General features: G+C 65.4%; 11 protein-coding genes. 5 read left to right on the top strand and 6 right to left on the bottom strand.

Features of this window, described 5'->3' with window-relative positions:
• Position 1 precedes the first annotated feature (1 nt).
• From glgX to treY, 3 genes are read left to right on the top strand one after another with little or no spacing between them, the layout of a single operon-like run.
• Positions 2-2,080: a glycogen debranching protein GlgX gene (gene glgX, locus Q0743_RS16090; RefSeq protein WP_298242493.1), complete on the top strand. Its 2,079-nt coding sequence runs from the start codon at positions 2-4 to the stop codon at positions 2,078-2,080.
• Positions 2,077-3,831, top strand: a complete 1,755-nt coding sequence (treZ, locus tag Q0743_RS16085) for a malto-oligosyltrehalose trehalohydrolase (protein WP_298242492.1) — start codon at positions 2,077-2,079, stop codon at positions 3,829-3,831. Before glgX ends, treZ begins: the two co-directional genes overlap by 4 nt.
• Before the next feature lies 1 nt (position 3,832).
• Entirely contained in the window at positions 3,833-6,619 is a 2,787-nt protein-coding gene (treY, locus tag Q0743_RS16080; protein ID WP_298242491.1) for a malto-oligosyltrehalose synthase, read from the top strand.
• 2 nt (positions 6,620-6,621) lie between these two features.
• On the opposite strand, the gene Q0743_RS16075 is transcribed toward treY, so the two are convergent.
• Entirely contained in the window at positions 6,622-6,939 is a 318-nt protein-coding gene (locus tag Q0743_RS16075; RefSeq protein WP_298242490.1) for a polyhydroxyalkanoic acid system family protein, read from the bottom strand.
• Between the two features lie 182 nt (positions 6,940-7,121).
• Here Q0743_RS16075 and Q0743_RS16070 point away from each other — a divergent pair, with 182 nt between their 5' ends.
• The gene (locus Q0743_RS16070) at positions 7,122-7,286 is read left to right on the top strand and encodes a DUF3309 family protein (protein ID WP_007595743.1); all 165 of its coding nucleotides are present in this window, start codon (positions 7,122-7,124) and stop codon (positions 7,284-7,286) included.
• Between the two features lie 122 nt (positions 7,287-7,408).
• Here Q0743_RS16070 and ligD read toward each other — a convergent pair whose 3' ends face one another.
• The gene (gene ligD, locus Q0743_RS16065; protein ID WP_298242489.1) at positions 7,409-10,087 is read right to left on the bottom strand and encodes a DNA ligase D; all 2,679 of its coding nucleotides are present in this window, start codon (positions 10,085-10,087) and stop codon (positions 7,409-7,411) included.
• Between the two features lie 112 nt (positions 10,088-10,199).
• Here ligD and Q0743_RS16060 point away from each other — a divergent pair, with 112 nt between their 5' ends.
• Positions 10,200-11,084: a Ku protein gene (locus tag Q0743_RS16060; protein WP_298242488.1), complete on the top strand. Its 885-nt coding sequence runs from the start codon at positions 10,200-10,202 to the stop codon at positions 11,082-11,084.
• A 56-nt stretch (positions 11,085-11,140) separates the two neighbouring features.
• Here the strand turns inward: Q0743_RS16060 and Q0743_RS16055 are convergent, their stop codons facing one another.
• The 4 genes from Q0743_RS16055 to kdpB all read right to left on the bottom strand — a co-directional run bounded on the left by Q0743_RS16055 (position 11,141) and on the right by kdpB (position 17,390).
• The gene (locus Q0743_RS16055) at positions 11,141-11,830 is read right to left on the bottom strand and encodes a response regulator transcription factor (protein ID WP_298242487.1); all 690 of its coding nucleotides are present in this window, start codon (positions 11,828-11,830) and stop codon (positions 11,141-11,143) included.
• On the bottom strand, positions 11,827-14,550 hold the full coding sequence (locus Q0743_RS16050) for a sensor histidine kinase KdpD (protein ID WP_298242486.1): 2,724 nt from the start codon (positions 14,548-14,550) through the stop codon (positions 11,827-11,829). The genes Q0743_RS16055 and Q0743_RS16050 overlap by 4 nt, the downstream gene beginning before the upstream one ends.
• Positions 14,551-14,590: 40 nt before the next feature.
• Positions 14,591-15,196, bottom strand: a complete 606-nt coding sequence (locus Q0743_RS16045; protein ID WP_298242485.1) for a K(+)-transporting ATPase subunit C — start codon at positions 15,194-15,196, stop codon at positions 14,591-14,593.
• A 79-nt stretch (positions 15,197-15,275) separates the two neighbouring features.
• On the bottom strand, positions 15,276-17,390 hold the full coding sequence (gene kdpB, locus Q0743_RS16040) for a potassium-transporting ATPase subunit KdpB (protein ID WP_298242484.1): 2,115 nt from the start codon (positions 17,388-17,390) through the stop codon (positions 15,276-15,278).
• Between the last annotated feature and the right edge of the window lie 15 nt (positions 17,391-17,405).

The raw sequence follows: 17,405 nt of genomic DNA, 5'->3' as shown, positions 1-17,405 counted from the left end.
CATGCGCCTCACTGCTGGATCGCCCGCACGCCTCGGCGCAAGCTGGGACGGACGCGGCACCAATTTCGCGCTGTTCTCCGCCAACGCACAGAAGGTCGAGCTCTGCCTGTTCGACACCCAAGGCCGCCGCGAGCTCGAGCGCATCGAGCTGCCTGAAAGAACCGAGGACGTCTGGCACGGCTATCTCAACGACGTCTCCCCCGGTCAGCTCTACGGCTATCGGGTGCACGGCCCCTACGAGCCCGAGCACGGCCATCGCTTCAACGCCAACAAGCTGCTGCTCGACCCCTATGCCAAGCGTCTCGCGGGGCGTCTGGTCTGGAGCGATGCGCACTTCGCCTATCGCACCGGAAGCCCGCGCGAGGACCTGTCGTTCGACCGGCGCGACAACGCGCGCGGCATGCCCAAGGCCGTCGTGGTCGACGAGACCTTCAACTGGGGCCGCCGCGAGATCCGCCCCAACATTCCCTGGGAAGACACGATCATCTACGAGGCTCACGTCAAGGGCCTGACCCAGAAGCGCGACGACGTGCCGCCGAACCTGCGCGGCACCTATGGCGGCCTGTCCTCACCGGCCATGATCGAGCATCTGAAGAAGCTCGGCGTCACCACGGTCGAGCTCCTGCCGGTGCACAGCTTCGTCGACGACCGCATCCTGGTGGAGAAGAAGCTCGCCAATTACTGGGGCTACAACTCGCTGTCCTTCTTCGCGCCCGAGCCGCGCTATGCCCAGGACAACGCCCTGGACTCCTTCCGCACCACGGTGGCGCGGCTGCACGATGCCGGCATCGAGGTGATGCTGGATGTCGTCTACAACCACACCGCCGAGGGCAACCATCTCGGTCCGACGCTGTGCTATCGCGGCATCGACAACGCCTCCTATTACTGGCTGAACCGCGAGAACCCGCGCTATTACGACGACTTCACCGGCTGCGGCTCGTCGGTCAACCTCACCCATCCGCGCGTGCTCCAGATGGTGATGGACAGCTTGCGCTACTGGGTCGAGGTCTGCCATGTCGACGGCTTCCGCTTCGACCTTGCCACCACGCTCGCGCGCGGCCCGAACGGGTTCGATCGCGGCATCTCCTTCCTGACCGCGATCCGGCAGGATCCGGTGCTGGCAACCGTCAAGCTCGTCGCCGAGCCCTGGGATCTCGGCCTCGGCGGCTACCAGGTCGGCGCATTCCCGTCGCAATGGTCGGAATGGAACGATCGCTATCGCAGCGCCATGCGCCGCTACTGGAGCGGCGAAGGCAGCCTGATCGGCGACATCTCCAGCCGGATGACGGCGTCTTCCGATCTGTTCAACCACGACGGACGGCGGCCGCGCGCCAGCATCAACCACATCACGGTGCATGACGGCTTCACGCTCGCCGACCTCTTCAGCTACAACGAGAAGCACAATGAGGCCAACGGCGAGGACAATCGCGACGGCTCCAACGACAACCACAGCAACAATTGCGGTGTCGAGGGGCCGACCGACGATGCTCAGATCCTCGGCCTGCGACGCCAGCTTCGCAAGAACGTGCTGGCCTGCCTGATGCTGGCGCAGGGCGTTCCCTTGATCCTCGCCGGCGACGAGGTCGGCAACTCGCAATCCGGCAACAACAACGCCTATTGCCAGGACAACGAGATCGGCTGGGTCGGCTGGGACAATCTCGGCAAGGAGGGCGACGACATGGTCGATTTCGTCGCCCATCTCGCCGATATCCGCCGCCGGTTCTCGCAGCTTCGCAGCCACCGCTGGCTCGACGGCCGTCCCGCCGACGGTGTGTCCTACGGCGCGCTGTGGCTGACGCCTGCCGGCGACGAGATGACCGAGAGCGACTGGACATTCCCGGATGGGCGGTTTCTCTCCTATGTGATGGGGCCGATGGAACCCGGTGGGGCCGCGATCTTTATCGTACTGAACGCCGCCCCCGAAGAGATCGCATTCAAATTGCCCAAAATGACCGAATACAAGAGCTGGCAGCAGATCCTGAATACGACGGATGCCAAGCCGAACACGATCGACTTCCCGCCCGGAATCGACAGCAAGGCGCCGCCGCGCTCCGTGCTCGCCTTCGCGGGGGCGCTATGAGGCCATCCTTCGGGGCGAGGCCGACGAAGGACGGCGTTTCGTTCCGCCTGTGGGCGCCTGCCGCCCGCCGTGTCGACTTGCTGCTCGGCCGAAGACACGCGATGCAGCGCCGGCAGGATGGCTGGTATGTCACCGAGATTGCCGGGCTCACCGCCGGCACCCCCTACAAGTTCAGGATCGACGACGAGATCGACGTGCCCGATCCGGCTTCGGCTTTCCAGCCCGAAGATGTGTTCGGCCCGAGCGAGGTGATCGATCACGATGCCTATCCCTGGCGTGCGCGCGATTGGCGCGGCCGCCCGTGGGAAGAGACGGTGCTGATCGAGACCCATGTCGGCACGTTCACGCCGAAGGGCTCTTACCGCGCCATGATCGAAAAGCTCGATCATCTCGCCGCAACCGGCATCACCGCGCTGGAATTGATGCCGCTGGCGGATTTCGCAGGGCGCCGCGGCTGGGGCTATGACGGCGTGCTGTGGTACGCGCCCGACAGCGCCTATGGCCGCCCCGAGGACCTCAAGACGCTGATCGACGAAGCGCATCTGCGCGGGCTGATGGTGTTCCTCGACGTCGTCTACAATCATTTCGGCCCCGAGGGGAACTACCTCGGCCGCTATGCGCCGACCTTCTTCACCGATGCGCATACGCCCTGGGGCAGTGCGATCGACTATCGCGTGCCGCAGGTGCGCGCGTTCGCGGTCGAGAACGCGCTGTCCTGGCTCACCGACTATCGTTTCGACGGCCTGAGGCTGGATGCCGCCAACCACATCATGGCGATCCCCGGTGAGCAGTCGATGCTGCAGGACCTCAGCGTCGCCGCCGGCGAGCTCGCCAAGGCGACCGGGCGGCACATCCATCTCGTGCTGGAGAACGGCGACAATCGCGCCAGCCTGCTCGACGCCGCGCAGCAGCCGCCGAACGGCAAATATCGGGCGCAGTGGAACGACGATTACCACCACGTCTGGCACGTGATGCTGACCGGCGAGCTCGCCGGCTACTACGCCGACTACCAGACGCCGCGCATGGACCTCGCGCGCGCGCTCGCTTCCGGCTTTGTCTATCAGGGCGAGGTATCGGAGTTCTGGGGCAAGAAATCGCGCGGCGAGCCGAGCGGTGAGCTGCCGCCGGCGACTTTCGTCAACTTCCTGCAGAACCACGATCAGATCGGCAACCGTCCGTTCGGCGACCGGCTCGAAAGCCTGGCTTCGCCGCAGCAGATCGAAGCGGCGCTCGCGGTGACCCTGCTGGCGCCGATGGTGCCGATGCTGTTTCAGGGCGAGGAATGGGGCTCGACGGTGCCCTTCCCGTTCTTCTGCGATTTCCAGGGCGGGCTCGCCGACGCCGTGCGCAAAGGACGCAAGCAGGAATATGCCTGGGCTTACGAGAAATACGGCGACGAGGTGCCAGATCCGCTCGATCCGGCCACGCTGCGATCGGCCGTGCTCGACTGGACCGGCCGCACCGAACAGCAAAATGCACGGCTTGCGCTGGTCAAGGAGCTGCTCGCGCTTCGCGCCAAGGAAATCATGCCGCGGCTCGAGGACGCGCGTTTTGGCGATGCCGAGGCAGCCGACAGCGGCCTGCTCACGGCGCATTGGCGGATGGGCGACGGCACGACGCTGCGGCTCGTCGCCAATCTCTCCGACAAGGACATCGCGCGTCCCGACGGCGCGACGGGCACACCAATCTGGGGCGAGGTGAGCGGCGACCGGCTGCCGCCGTGGTCGGTGATCTGGCATCTCGGAGGTTAGCATGCCTCCTGCCATTCCTCTTGCAACTTACCGGCTGCAGCTCACCGCGGATTTCGACTTCGACAAGGCCGCGGCGATCGTCCCCTATCTGAAGGCGCTGGGGATCACTCATCTCTACGCCTCGCCGGTGATGAAGGCGCGCAAGGGCTCGACCCACGGCTACGACACCGTCGATCACAGCCAGTTCAATCCCGAGCTCGGCGGCGAGGCCGGCTTTACCCGGCTGAGCGAGGTGCTCGAGGCGCACGATCTCGGGCTCATCATCGATTTCGTGCCGAACCATGTCGGCGTGCACTTCGCCGACAATCCGTGGTGGCTGGACGTGCTGGAATGGGGCCAGGCCTCGCCGCACGCTGTCTCCTTCGACATCGACTGGGACCTCTTGCCCTACCGTGCCCGCGGCGGCGTGCTGTTGCCGATCCTGGGCGCATCCTACGGCGAGGCGCTCGAGCGCGGCGAGATCGAGCTGCGCTATGATCCGGATCAGGGCAGCTTCTCCGCCTGGTATTTCGAGCATCGCCTGCCGATCGCGCCGGAGCGCTACGGCGAGATCCTGCGCATGATCGTGAAGGAAGCGGGTGCCGCCGAGACGGAGGCCGGCAAACGTCTGCTGTCGCTCGCAGCGCGCTATACCGGACTGCGCCGTCCCAATCGCAAGGAAGCTCCCGCGTTCAAGACCGAGCTCAGGCAGATCGCGGGCGCCGCCGATCTCATCGCAGGCGGCCTTGGCGCCTATCGTGCCGGCAAGGAGCGTCCCGCGCAGACGCTGGCGCTGCATCACCTGCTGGAGCGTCAGCATTACAAGCTCGGGCACTGGCGGCTCGCCTCCAGCGACATCAATTATCGCCGCTTCTTCGACGTCAACGGACTCGCCGGCCTGCGCGTCGAGGACCCCAGCACCTTCGCCGCCACGCACCGGCTGGTGAAGCAGCTCGTCGTCGACGGCAAATTGCAGGGCATCCGGCTCGATCACATCGATGGCCTGCGCGACCCCGCGCAATATTGCCAGCGGCTGCGCCGGCTGGTGCGCGACGCGCAGGGCAATTCAAAGCCGTTCTACACCGTGATCGAGAAGATCCTGTGCGAGCACGAGCGCCTGCCGCACTTCGCCGGCGTTCAGGGCACCACCGGGTATGAATGGATGAACGTCATCACCCAGGTGTTGGTCGACGCCAAGGGATTGGCGGCACTGGACGAGACCTGGCGGCAGATCAGCAACCGGCCGCCACAGCTAGCGCCTTACGTCAAGGACGCCAAGCGGCGTGTGCTGGAGACGCTGCTCACCAGCGAATTCACCGTGCTGACGCGCCTGCTCGCGCGCATCGCCAACGGACATTACTCGACCCGCGATTTTTCCGCCGACAGCCTGCGCCAGGCGCTCGAACTCTACGTGCTGCATTTCCCGGTCTACCGCACCTATCTGACCAACAGCGGGCCGACCGCCGCCGACCGCAAGCTGATCGACGACACCATTGCGCGCGCCCGCGCGGAATGGTTCGCAGCCGACGAAGGTATCTTCGACTTCCTGCGCGATGCCCTGACCATGGACCTGCTCAAGCCCGGCCGCCCGCCGCACAGCGCGCCGCGCGTGCGCCGCTTTGCGCTGAAGGTACAGCAATTCACCGGGCCGGTGATGGCGAAGTCGCTGGAGGACACCGCGTTCTATCAATTCCACAGGTTGCTGGCGCTGAACGAGGTCGGCGGCGATCCCGCCAGCACCGGCCTCGCCGTTCCCGCTTTCCACGAGGCCATGCAGGCCCGGGCCAGGGAATGGCCGCTGGGGATGACGGCGACCGCCACGCATGACACGAAGCGCGGCGAGGATGCGCGCGCGCGGATCGCAGCACTCAGCGAAATTCCCGGCGAATGGACCAGCGCAGTTTCGCGCTGGAAGGTGTTGAACGCGCCGCACCTCGCGCTCCACGGCAATCTACGCGCGCCATCAGCGACGTTCGAATACATGCTCTACCAGACGCTGCTCGGGGCATGGTCGCTCCAGGAGCCGGTCGATGCAGGCTTCGTCGAGCGTATCCAGGCCTATGCGCTGAAGGCCGCGCGCGAGGGCAAGGAAGAGACCAGCTGGCTCAATCCGCATGAATCCTACGAGAACGGCGTCAAGCAGTTCATCGCGAAGATTCTCGATCCCGCGCTGTCGGGAGAATTCCTGGATTCGCTGCAAACGCTGGCCCGGCGCGTGGCGTTGCTGGGCGCGCTGAACGCCATGAGCCAGCTCACCCTCAAGGCGACGCTGCCCGGCGTGCCCGACTTCTACCAGGGTACCGAGTTCTGGGACCTGTCGCTGGTCGACCCCGACAACCGTCGTCCGGTCGAGTTTGGCGCGCGGCACACGGCGCTCAGCGCGCTGGGCGATCCGGATTGGGCAGGTCTGATGAAGAGCTGGCCGGACGGCCTGATCAAGCTCGCCTGGACACGCCGCCTTCTCAAGCTGCGCAACGAACTCGCCGACGTCTTCGCTCAAGGTGACTACCAGCCGCTGGCGGTGAGCGGCGCACATGCCGACCATGTCATCGCCTTTGCGCGCCGCCACGGCCGCACTGCCGCGATCGTGGTGGTCGGGCGTCACTTCGCACCGTTCACGCAAGCGGGCCGGGAATGGCCCGCACCGGAAGGCTTTGACGCCACCGTCGACCTGACCGGCTACAGCGCGCCCGGCCTTGCCAGCGGTGAATTGCCGCTCGCGCAGGCCTTCCGGGAGTTTCCCGCTTTCGTCGTCGAGGCCCGCACGGCAAGTGCGATCAAGCCGGTGCGGCCGCGCGTGCGCGCCTGAAACTACTTTCCGCCATCCTTGGTCAACAGCAACTGCCCGCGCTTCTTGATCGTCGCCTGCGCCATCTCGGCGAAGCGCTGCAGCAGCCAGGGCAGCACGACCTGAACCTTGACGTGGTCGTCCGCGACATCGACCTGCCCCGTCGCGATCTGCCCGAGCGCGCGAATGCGAAAGGCCATGCTGTCGCCGGTCCAGCGCTCCTCCTCGACCTGCATCACGGGAATGCTGGCAGCGGCGCGGCCAAGCCCGGTCTTGAGCCGGCGTACCGCCTCCTCCCGGCCGAGCCGATGCGGGATGGAGACGACGAGTGGTGCTGACATGGCGGTGCCCCGTGGTGATTGATCCTCTCATAATCATGCCGGGCGCACCTACAAAGGTTCCATGCAAGTTGAGCCGCCGGCCCGTGTTTCAAGGCCGGAACTTTAAAACCTGCGGCAAGTTGCCCTCGCACCACGGGACAGGTTGCAACGACCCTTTCAACGAAGGGCTGGAGGAGATTCGCATGTCTATCGGTACGATCATTCTGATCATTCTGGTCATCGCCCTGCTTGGCGGCTTCAGCGGCATCGGCGGCGGCCCGTTCTATGGCACCGGCTATTACGGCGGCGGCGGCCTCGGGCTCGTCATCGTCATCCTGCTGATCCTGCTGCTGCTGGGTCGGATCTAGGCGAGATCTCGGAGGGTGGGCAAAGGCGCAACGCGCCGTGCCCACCTACTCGTCGTAAGGAAAAAAGATCGTGGGCACGCTTCGCTTTGCCCACCCTACGGGCGCATTGACGGCGCCCGGACCTATGTCTTCCCCGCCAGCTTCTTCACCGCCGCCTTAATCGACGCAGCCGCGTCCTCATACCCTTCCCACGCCTTCGAGCGCGCCAGCAGGCCCGGTACTGTCCGCACCGTATATCGCTTCGGATCGAGATCGCTCTTCACCTGGGCCCACGTGACGGGCATCGAGACCGTCGCCCCCGCGCGGGCCCGCGGTGACAGCGGCGCAACCGCCGTCGACATCCGGTCGTTACGGAGATAGTCGAGAAAGATCTTTCCGCTGCGCAGTTTCTTGGACATGTTGAGCAGATAGCGCTCTGGATCGTCGTCGGCCATCCACTGGCAGATGCCTTGCGCGAAGGCCTTGGCTTCCTTCCAGCTCACCTTGTCGCGGGCGCCATGCAGCAGCGGCACCACCACGTGCAGGCCCTTTCCGCCGGTGGTCTTGCAGAAGCTCGCCATGCCGATGTCGGTCAGCCGTTGCCGCATCTCCTTGGCGGCATCCACGACATCGGCAAAAGCGACGTCCGGCGCCGGATCGAGATCGAACACCAGCCGGCCCGGCGTGTCGTAAGCATCAGGTGCGCAATTCCACGGATGCAGCTCGACCCCGCCGATCTGCGCGACCGCGGCGAGCCCCTCGACGCGGTCGATCTGCAAGTAAGGTTTGCGATCGCCGGAGACCTTGGCCAGCTCGAGCAGGTTGGAGGTGCCCTGCATGGCGTGACGCTGGAAGAATGTCTCGCCGCCGATGCCGTCGGGCGCGCGCACGATCGAGCACGGACGGCCCTTCAGATGTTCGATCATCCAACTGCCGACCGCTTCGAAATAGCGGGCAAGGTCGAGCTTGGTCACGCCTTCGCCGTCACCGCCGTCCGGCCACAGCTCCTTGTCGGGCTTGGAAATGACGACGCCCATCACCTCCGCGCCGGCGTCGTTGGACCGCTTGGCCGCTTTCGCTGCGCGCTTGCGCGCCTTGGGTTCTGCGAGTTCGGTGGCGACGGGCGTCTCCGCCTCGACCTCTTCGGCGGGCTTATCCTGCCGCAGGCCCTTGAACGCGGCCTGGCGGATATTGCCGTCGGCGGTGAAGCCGGCGAACTCGATCTCGGCGACGAGCTCCGGCTTCAACCAGTGCACATCGCGGCTCTTCTTCGGCGCATTCTTGCCGCCGAAGGGACTTTCCTTGGCGGCCATGGCCTTCAGCGACGGCATGATCCGCTTGACCTTGTCGGCGCCGAAGCCGGTACCGACCATACCGACGAAGGCGAGATGATCGCCGCGATGCACGCCCGCCATCAGCGAGCGGAATTTGCCGTTGGTGGTCTTGTAGCCGCCGATCACGACCTCGTGGCCCGCACGGCATTTGGCCTTGGTCCAGCTCTCGGTGCGTCCGGATCGGTAGGGCGCGTCCAGCTTCTTCGACACGATGCCTTCGAGCTCGAGCTTGCAGGCCGACTGCAGCACTGCATCGCCGCCGCTCTCGAAATGCTCGACATAGCGGATCTGGCTTGATTTCCGCTTGCGGACCGCCAGCAGCTCCTTCAGCCTCGCCTTGCGCTCGCCGAGCGGCAGACGACGAAAATCGAGACCCTCCGCGAACAGGAGGTCGAAAGCAAAGAAGATCAGCTCGTCGGTCTTGCCGTCCGACAACGCAGCCTGAAGCGAGGAAAAATTCGGCGCGCCGTTGTGGTCGAGCGCGACGATCTCGCCGTCGATCACGACGTCCGGCAGCGAACCCGCCTCTTTCGCGATCGCCGCAAACTTGCCGGTCCAGTCAAGCCCCTTGCGCGTCTTCAGCGTCGCCTCGCCGTCCTCGACCCGAAGCTGCACGCGATAGCCGTCGAACTTGATCTCGTGGCACCAGCCTTCGGCGGCCGGCGGCCGCTCCACGATCGTGCAGAGCTGCGGCGCCACGAAATCCGGCATCTCCGCGACCTTCCTGGCGTTCGTCGCCGTCGTGGCTTTCTTCACCGCTTTGCTCTTGACGGCCTTGCCGGCCTTCAGCGCCGTGCGCGGCGCCGGCTTGACCGTGCGCCCCTTCGCCTCTTCGGCGCGGTTGGATTGCCAGACCGCGTCGGCTTTGCTCTTGGCGCTTTTCGCCAGCATGAACGGCCTTGGCGCACGGCCCTTGCCCTCGGCGATCTGCTCCATCGCGCGGCCGGAGGCGACCGACTTGTCCTCCTTAAGAATGTCGTTGTCCTTGCCTTCGCGGACGTATTCGTCGCGATGCTTGATCAGGAGCCAGTTGGTGCGCTTGCCGCCGCTGCGGTCGTTGCGCATGCGAACCAGAACCCAGCTTCCGTGCAGCTTGTCGCCATGCAGGGTGAACTTCAAATCGCCTTTCTTGAAGCCGCGCTCGGCGTCGTCCGATTCCCAGGTACCGCGGTCCCACAGCATCACGGTGCCGCCGCCATATTGCCCTTCCGGAATCGTTCCTTCGAAATCGCCATAGTCGAGCGGGTGGTCTTCCACCTCGACCGCCAGACGCTTGTCGTGCGGATCCAGCGAGGGCCCCTTGGTCACGGCCCAGGACTTGAAGACACCGTCGAACTCGAGCCTGAGATCGTAATGCAGCCGGGTCGCATCATGCTTCTGGATCACGAAGCGCCGCTGCTTCGAGCGCGCAACTGCGGTCTTGCCCGATGGCTCGGGCGTCTTCTCGAAGTCACGCTTCTTTCGATAAGTCGAGAGTTTTTGCAGCACGGCCGCTTTTCCTTTCGGGATTCAAGCCTAACACGGCCAAAGTCCCGTCCGGAACCAAAACCCTGTGCAGGGGTTGGGGTTCCAAAACGCCTTGAAAATGCTGGAGAATGCAATGGCCCCGCGCGCCTATTGGAAGGGAACGTTGAAGCTCTCGCTGGTGAGTTGCCCCGTCGTGCTTTATCCGGCGACCACGTCGGCCGAGAAGACCCGGTTTCACATGATCAACCGCGAGACCGGCAACCGGCTCAAGCAACAGATGATCGATTCCGAGACCGGCGACGTCGTCGAGAGCGACCAGAAGGGGCGCGGCTACGAGCTGCGCAAGGGCAAATATGTCGAGATCGAGCCCGAGGAGCTCGAGGCGGTCCAGATCGAGAGCAATCACACCATCGACATCGAGAGCTTCGTGCCGAGCGAGGAGATCGATCAGCGCTACCTCAACCATCCCTACTACATCGCGCCCGACGGCAAGGCCGCGATCGACGCCTTCGCAGTGATCCGCGACGCCATGAAGGACCAGGAGCGCGTGGCACTCGCCAAGATCGTGCTCACCAACCGCGAACACGTCATGGCGATCAAGCCGCTCGGCAAGGGCCTGCTCGGCACCACGCTGCGCTTCCCCTACGAGCTGCGCGACGAGGACCAGTTCTTCGACGAGATCAGGAGCCCGAAGATCAGCAAGGACATGGTCGAGCTCGCAGGCCACATCCTGCACACCAAGGCCGCGCATTTCGATCCCGGCAAGTTCAAGGACGACTACGAGACTGCGCTGAAGGCGCTGGTGAAACGCAAGGCCAGCGGCAAGAAGATTGAATTGCCCGAGCCCGAGGAGCGGCCGAGCAACGTCGTCAGCCTGATGGACGCGCTGAAGCAGAGCCTGAAGGGCGGCCGCGGCAAGAAGACCGCGGCGAAGTCGCACGCCCGGCGCAAAACCGGCCGGCGGCAGGCCGCGAAGAAGGCGCACCGCTCGACGGCGCGACAAAGAAAGGCGGGCTGATTGCTGTCGTAGGATGGGGAGAGCGACGCGAAACCCATCCTACTGGTCTGTTGGGATCAATCCCCCGCCTTCAGCCGGTAGCCGATCCCCGTTTCGGTCAGCACATATTGCGGCCGCTCGGGGTCGGCTTCGATCTTCTGGCGAAGCTGGCGAACATAGACGCGAAGATATTGCGCGTCGGTCAGCTCGTCCCACAGCTCCCGCAGAAGAAACCTGTGCGTCAGTACCTTGCCGGCATGCTGCACCAGCACGCGCAGGAGATCGTACTCCTTCGGTGACAGCTTCACCTCGCGCTCGCCGACCTTGACGATGCGGCGCACGAGATCGACCGAGAGATCGCCGGTGCGAAACACCGGGCGCTCGCCCTGGACCTGGAGCTGATGCCGCAGCGCGGCGCGCAGGCGCGCCAGGAGCTCCTCCATGCCGAACGGCTTTGTCAGATAATCGTCGGCACCGAGATCAAGCGCCTGAACCTTGCCGGCCTCGTCGCCGCGGCTCGACAGCACCACGATCGGCACGCTTTCATTGCGCGCGCGGATGGTGCGTAGCAGCTCGTGTCCCTGGACGTCGGGCAGGCCGAGATCGAGGATGATCAGCGCCGGCGCTTCGCCAAGCTTCTCCAGCGCGATCTTGCCGTTCGACGCCTCCAGGATTTCGTAGCCTTGCGTCGTCAGCCCCATCCGCAGCAATTTGCGGATTGGCGGCTCGTCGTCGATGACCAGGACCTTGATCGGGGCAGCACTCATGCGGCGGTATCCAATGCGCGGCTCTCGGCCGGAACGGGAAGACGGATGGTGAGAACAGCGCCGCTTCGGTCGCCGCGATTGGCGGCCGAGATCGTTCCGCGCATCGCCTCGACGAAGCCACGGGAGATGGCAAGGCCGAGGCCCGTGCCGGGGCGGACGTGATCGCCCTTCTGTACGCGGTAGAACTTGTCGAACACGCTCTCGAGCTCGTCGGGCGGGATGCCGGCCCCCTCGTCCGCGATCTCCAGCACCACATGATTGCTGTCGCGCCGGCTGCGGATCGAGACCGTCGTGTCGGGCGGCGAATATTTGGCGGCGTTGTCGAGCAGGTTGAACAGCACCTGCTCGAACAGCACGGCGTCCAGCTCGAGCATCGGCAGATCGGCGGCCAGCGTCAGCTCGACCTTGTGGCTGCCAAGGATCTTGGCCGCCCTCCGCAGCGCGCTGCCCACGATCTCGCCGAGATCGTGCAGCGCCGTGTTGGGCACGATGGCGCCGGATTCGAGCTTGGTCATGTCAAGCAGGTTGGCGATGAAGCGGTTGAGCCGTTCGGACTCGTCGATGACGGTCGCGAGCAGGTCGCGCTTCGCGGTGTCGGACAAGGCTCCGGCGAGGTCGCGCATGGTCGAGGCCGCACCCAGCACCGAGGCGAGCGGCGTCTTCAGGTCGTGCGAGATCGAAGTCAGCAGCGCGGAGCGCAGCCGCTCGGATTCGACGGTGCGCTTGACGCGGTCCATGTCCTCGACCAGCAGCACGCGCTCGATCGCGAGCGCGCCCTGGTCGACCAGCGCATCCAGCAGCCGGCGCTGATCCGGCGTCAGCAGCGGCCCGGAGCGGTCGTCGTCGATGCCGATCACGCCGATCGGGCCGCGCCCGGTGCGCATCGGCAGGAACAGCCGCTTTGCGCCCGGCAGCGTATCCGAGCCGCGGCCCGCCGTGCGGTCGTTGCTCCAGGCCCAGTTGGCGGCGGCAAGGTCGGCCTGATCGAGCTGGTCTTCCGGCGGGTAACCGGATTTCACCGTGAGCAGGCCGTCCTCCGGCAGCAGCAGCACGACGCGCACCTTCAGCATCAACGCGATCTGATAGGCGCTCGCCCACAAGACGTCGTCGAGCGTGGCGGTGCCCGCGAGCTTGCGGCTGAAGGCATAGAGCTGCTCGGTGGTCCTGATGCGGCCGATCGCAGTGTCGGCCTGCGTGCGCACGCGACCGGCGACGTTCGACACCACGAACGCAATCAGCATGAAAAAGAAAAAGGCCGCGACATTGGTCGGATCGGTGATGGTGAAGGTGTAGACCGGCGGCAGGAAAAAGAAATTGTAGGCCAGCGATCCCGCGATGCTCGCGAGCAGTGACGGCCACAGCCCGTAGCGCACGGCCACGGCCACCACTGCGGTGAGGAACATCAGGTCGACGTTCTCGACGCCGAAATACGGCTTGATGCCCATCGCGGCCGCAAGGCCAACCGCCATGATCCCGAGCGCCTTGAGATAGGGCAGCGGATTGAACGGCTCGGATCGCGCCGCGGTCTGCACCGCCGTCTTGGGCGCCGCCTCCGCGGTGAGTTCGTCGCCGGGGATGACGTGAACGCTGATATTGCCCGCGCGACGCACCAGATCGTGAACCACTGATCCGCGCGTCATCTCGAACCAGCGCGAGCGTGTCGACTTGCCGATCACGATCTGGGTGACGTTGTTGCCTTGTGCGAAATTGATGACGTCGTCGGCGATGCGGCGGCCGACGGCCGGGATGGTCAGCGCCTCCCCGCCAAGCGCCTCCGCGAGCCGCAACGTATCGGCGAGGCGATCTCGCTCCTCGTCGGACAATTGCAGGGAGCGCCGGTTCTCGATCGAGATTGCGGTGAACGGCGCATGCAGCCGGTCCGCCAGCCGCTTGGTGTAGCGCACGAGGCCGGCCGCGCGCGGATCCTCGCTGACGCAGACGAGGATGCGCTCGCCCGCGGCCCAGGGACCGGGAATCGCATTGGCCTGCATGTGGTTGAGCAGTTGCTCGTCGACCCGCTCGGCGGTGCGCCGCAAGGCGAGCTCACGCAATGCGGTCAGATTGCCCGGCGAGAAATAATGCTCCAGCGCGCGCTCAGCCTGCTTGGGCACATAGACCTTGCCCTCCTTCAGGCGCTGAATCAGGTCGTCGGGCGTCAGGTCGATCAGCTCGATCGCATCGGCGCGGTCGAACACGGAATCGGGCACCGTCTCACGCACCCGGACATGGGTGATCTGGGCGACGACGTCGTTGAGGCTTTCGATGTGCTGGATGTTGACGGCGGTGTAGACGTCGATGCCGTGCGAGAGCAGCTCCTCGACGTCGAGATAACGCTTGGGATGGCGGCTGCCTGCGGCGTTGGTGTGGGCGAGCTCGTCGACCAGCGCGATTTTCGGCCGGCGCGCGATCACGGCATCGAGGTCCATCTCCTCGACGATCTGGCCGCGGTAATCCAGCCTTTTGCGCGGGACCACCTCCAAACCACGCACCAGCGCCTCGGTCTCGGCGCGGCCGTGGGTTTCGACGAAGCCGATCACGACATCAATGCCGGCCTTGCGCCTGGCGTGGGCGCTTTGCAGCATCTCGTAGGTCTTGCCGACGCCGGGGGCGGCACCGACGAAGATCTTCAGCTTGCCGCTGACGCTCTCCTCCCGGCGCGCTGCTTCCAGCAGTGCCTCGGGAGACGGACGTTGTTCGGAATCGCGGCGCTCTCGGACCATCAGGGCAATATAATCATCCCCACGCCATGGGCATAGACCGCTACTTCGCCGGCGCTCGGTCGAGCGCGAGGTTCAGCGCCAAGACGTTAACGCGGGGTTCGCCGAGCAGGCCGAACAGACGACCCTGGACGTTGGCGGACACGAGCTGCTCCACCGCCTCAACCGGCATATTCCGCGCCTTCGCCACCCGCGGCACCTGGAATTGCGCGGCCTCCGGCGAGATGTCCGGGTCGAGACCGCTAGCCGACGTCGTGACCAGGTCGACCGGCACGGCAGCATTCGGATTCTCGGCCTTGAGCTTGTCCACGTCCTCCTTCAGCCGGTCGGCCAGCGCCTTGCTGGTCGGGCCGAGATTGGAGCCGCCCGAATTGGCGGCGTTGTAGGGTGCCGAAACCGTCTTGGTCGAATCGTTCGGGTCCGGCGCCAACGTCGCCGAGGGGCGGCCGTGGAAATACTTGTCCTCCTTGAACTCCTGTCCGATCAGCGCCGAGCCGATCACCTTACCGTTTCGCTCGATCAGGCTGCCTTGAGCCTGAGCCGGGAAAAGCGCACCGGCGATGGCCGTCATGGCGAGCGGATAGGCCAGCCCGGTGATGGCGGTGAGCACCAGCAAGAGGACGATGGCGGGGCGGATTTCTCTGAACATGTGTTTTCTCCGATGTCTTTCGTCAGTGCCAGGAGCGAAGCGGCGAAGCAATTGCCTCGCTTCGCTCGCAATGACGGCGTCAGGCCAGATGCAAGGCGGTGACGACGAGGTCGATCGCCTTGATGCCGATGAAGGGGATGACGATGCCACCGAGGCCGTAGACCAGGAGGTTGCGCCGGAGCAGCGCGCCGGCACCGACCGCACGATAGGCGACGCCCTTCAGGGCCAGCGGAATCAGCGCGATGATGATCAGCGCGTTGAAGATGATCGCCGACAGGATGGCGCTCTGCGGGCTCGACAGGTTCATGACGTTCAGCACGTTGAGCTGCGGGTAGAACGCCAGGAACATCGCCGGGATGATCGCGAAATATTTGGCAACGTCGTTAGCGATCGAGAAGGTCGTCAGTGCACCGCGCGTCATCAGGAGCTGCTTGCCGATCTCGACCACCTCGATCAGCTTGGTCGGGTTGGAATCGAGGTCGACCATGTTGCCGGCCTCGCGGGCGGCCTGCGTGCCCGTGTTCATGGCGACCCCGACGTCGGCCTGCGCGAGCGCCGGCGCGTCGTTGGTACCGTCGCCGCACATGGCGACGAGCTTGCCCTTGGCCTGCTCGTCACGGATCAGCTTCAGCTTGTCCTCGGGCGTCGCCTGCGCCAGGAAATCGTCAACGCCGGCTTCCGCGGCGATCGCCGCAGCCGTCATCGGGTTGTCGCCTGTAATCATGATGGTGCGGATGCCCATGCGGCGCAGCTCGGCGAAGCGCTCGCGGATGCCGCCCTTGACGATGTCCTTGAGCTGGACGACGCCGAGCAAGCGGCCATCCTTGGCGACCGCCAGCGGCGTGCCGCCGGATTTCGACACCTCGTCGGCGATGGCCTGAATCTCCCGGCCGAGCTCGGACAATGCGCCAGGCTGCATCGCCCGCGCGGTGTTGCCGGAGGCAACCGTCAGCGGCACGCCGCCGCCGATGTAGTTCAGCATCGCATCGATTGCGCCCTTGCGCACCGACGAGCCGCCGGCATCGACGCCGCTCATGCGGGTCTGCGCCGTGAACGGAATGAAGGTGGCGCCGAGCTCAGCCATGTCGCGGCCGCGGATGCCGTATTTCTCCTTCGCCAACACGACGATGGAACGGCCCTCCGGAGTCTCGTCGGCGAGCGAAGCGAGCTGTGCCGCGTCCGCCAGCTCCTGCTCGGTGACGCCGCGCACGGGGCGGAACGCCGTTGCCTGACGGTTTCCGAGGGTGATGGTACCGGTCTTGTCCAGCAGCAGCGTGTCGACGTCGCCAGCCGCCTCGACGGCGCGGCCGGACATCGCCAGCACGTTGAAGCGCACCAGGCGATCCATGCCGGCGATGCCGATGGCCGACAAGAGCGCACCGATGGTGGTCGGGATCAGCGTCACGAACAACGCAACCAGCACGATCACCGAAATCGAGCCGCCGGCATAAGCCGCGTAGCTCGGGATGGTGACGGTGGCGAACACGAAGATGATGGTGAGGCCGGCGAGCAGGATGTTGAGCGCGATCTCGTTCGGCGTCTTCGCCCGCTCGGCGCCCTCGACCAGCTTGATCATTCGATCGATGAAGGTCGAGCCCTGCGCTGCCGTGATGCGAACGCGGATCCAGTCGGACAGCACCTGTGTGCCGCCTGTCACGGCCGACCGGTCGCCGCCGGATTCGCGGATGACGGGCGCGGACTCGCCGGTGATGGCAGCCTCGTTGACGGAGGCCACACCCTCGATCACCTCGCCGTCGGACGGGATGGTGTCCCCCGCTTCGACCAGCACGATGTCGCCGACCTTCAGGCTGGTGCCCGGCACGAGATTGAACGCCTGCCCGGCACCGGTCAGGAGCTTGGCCTGGCTTTCGGTGCGGGTCTTGCGCAGCGATTCGGCCTGCGCCTTGCCGCGGCCTTCGGCCACCGCCTCGGCGAAATTGGCGAACAGCACCGTGAACCAGAGCCAGACGATGATCTGGAAGGTGAAGCCGAGATTGGCGCCGCCGGTGACGAGGTCGCGCAGAAAGATCACCGTGGTCAGCGCCGCCACGATCTCGACCACGAACATTACGGGGTTCTTGATCATCAGCCGCGGATCGAGCTTGGTGAAGGCGCCGCGGATCGCCGGCACAACGATCTTGGGGTCGAGCATCGCCGAGACGGCAGCGCGCTTTTGCGATTTCATCGTATCCATGGAGGTCACTCCAAC

It is taken from the genome of uncultured Bradyrhizobium sp., assembly GCF_936943645.1.
In the GTDB taxonomy this organism is placed as follows: domain Bacteria; phylum Pseudomonadota; class Alphaproteobacteria; order Rhizobiales; family Xanthobacteraceae; genus Bradyrhizobium.
The sequence above is the reverse complement of the archived record's forward strand: the minus strand, read 5'-3'. Positions and strand labels throughout refer to the sequence as shown.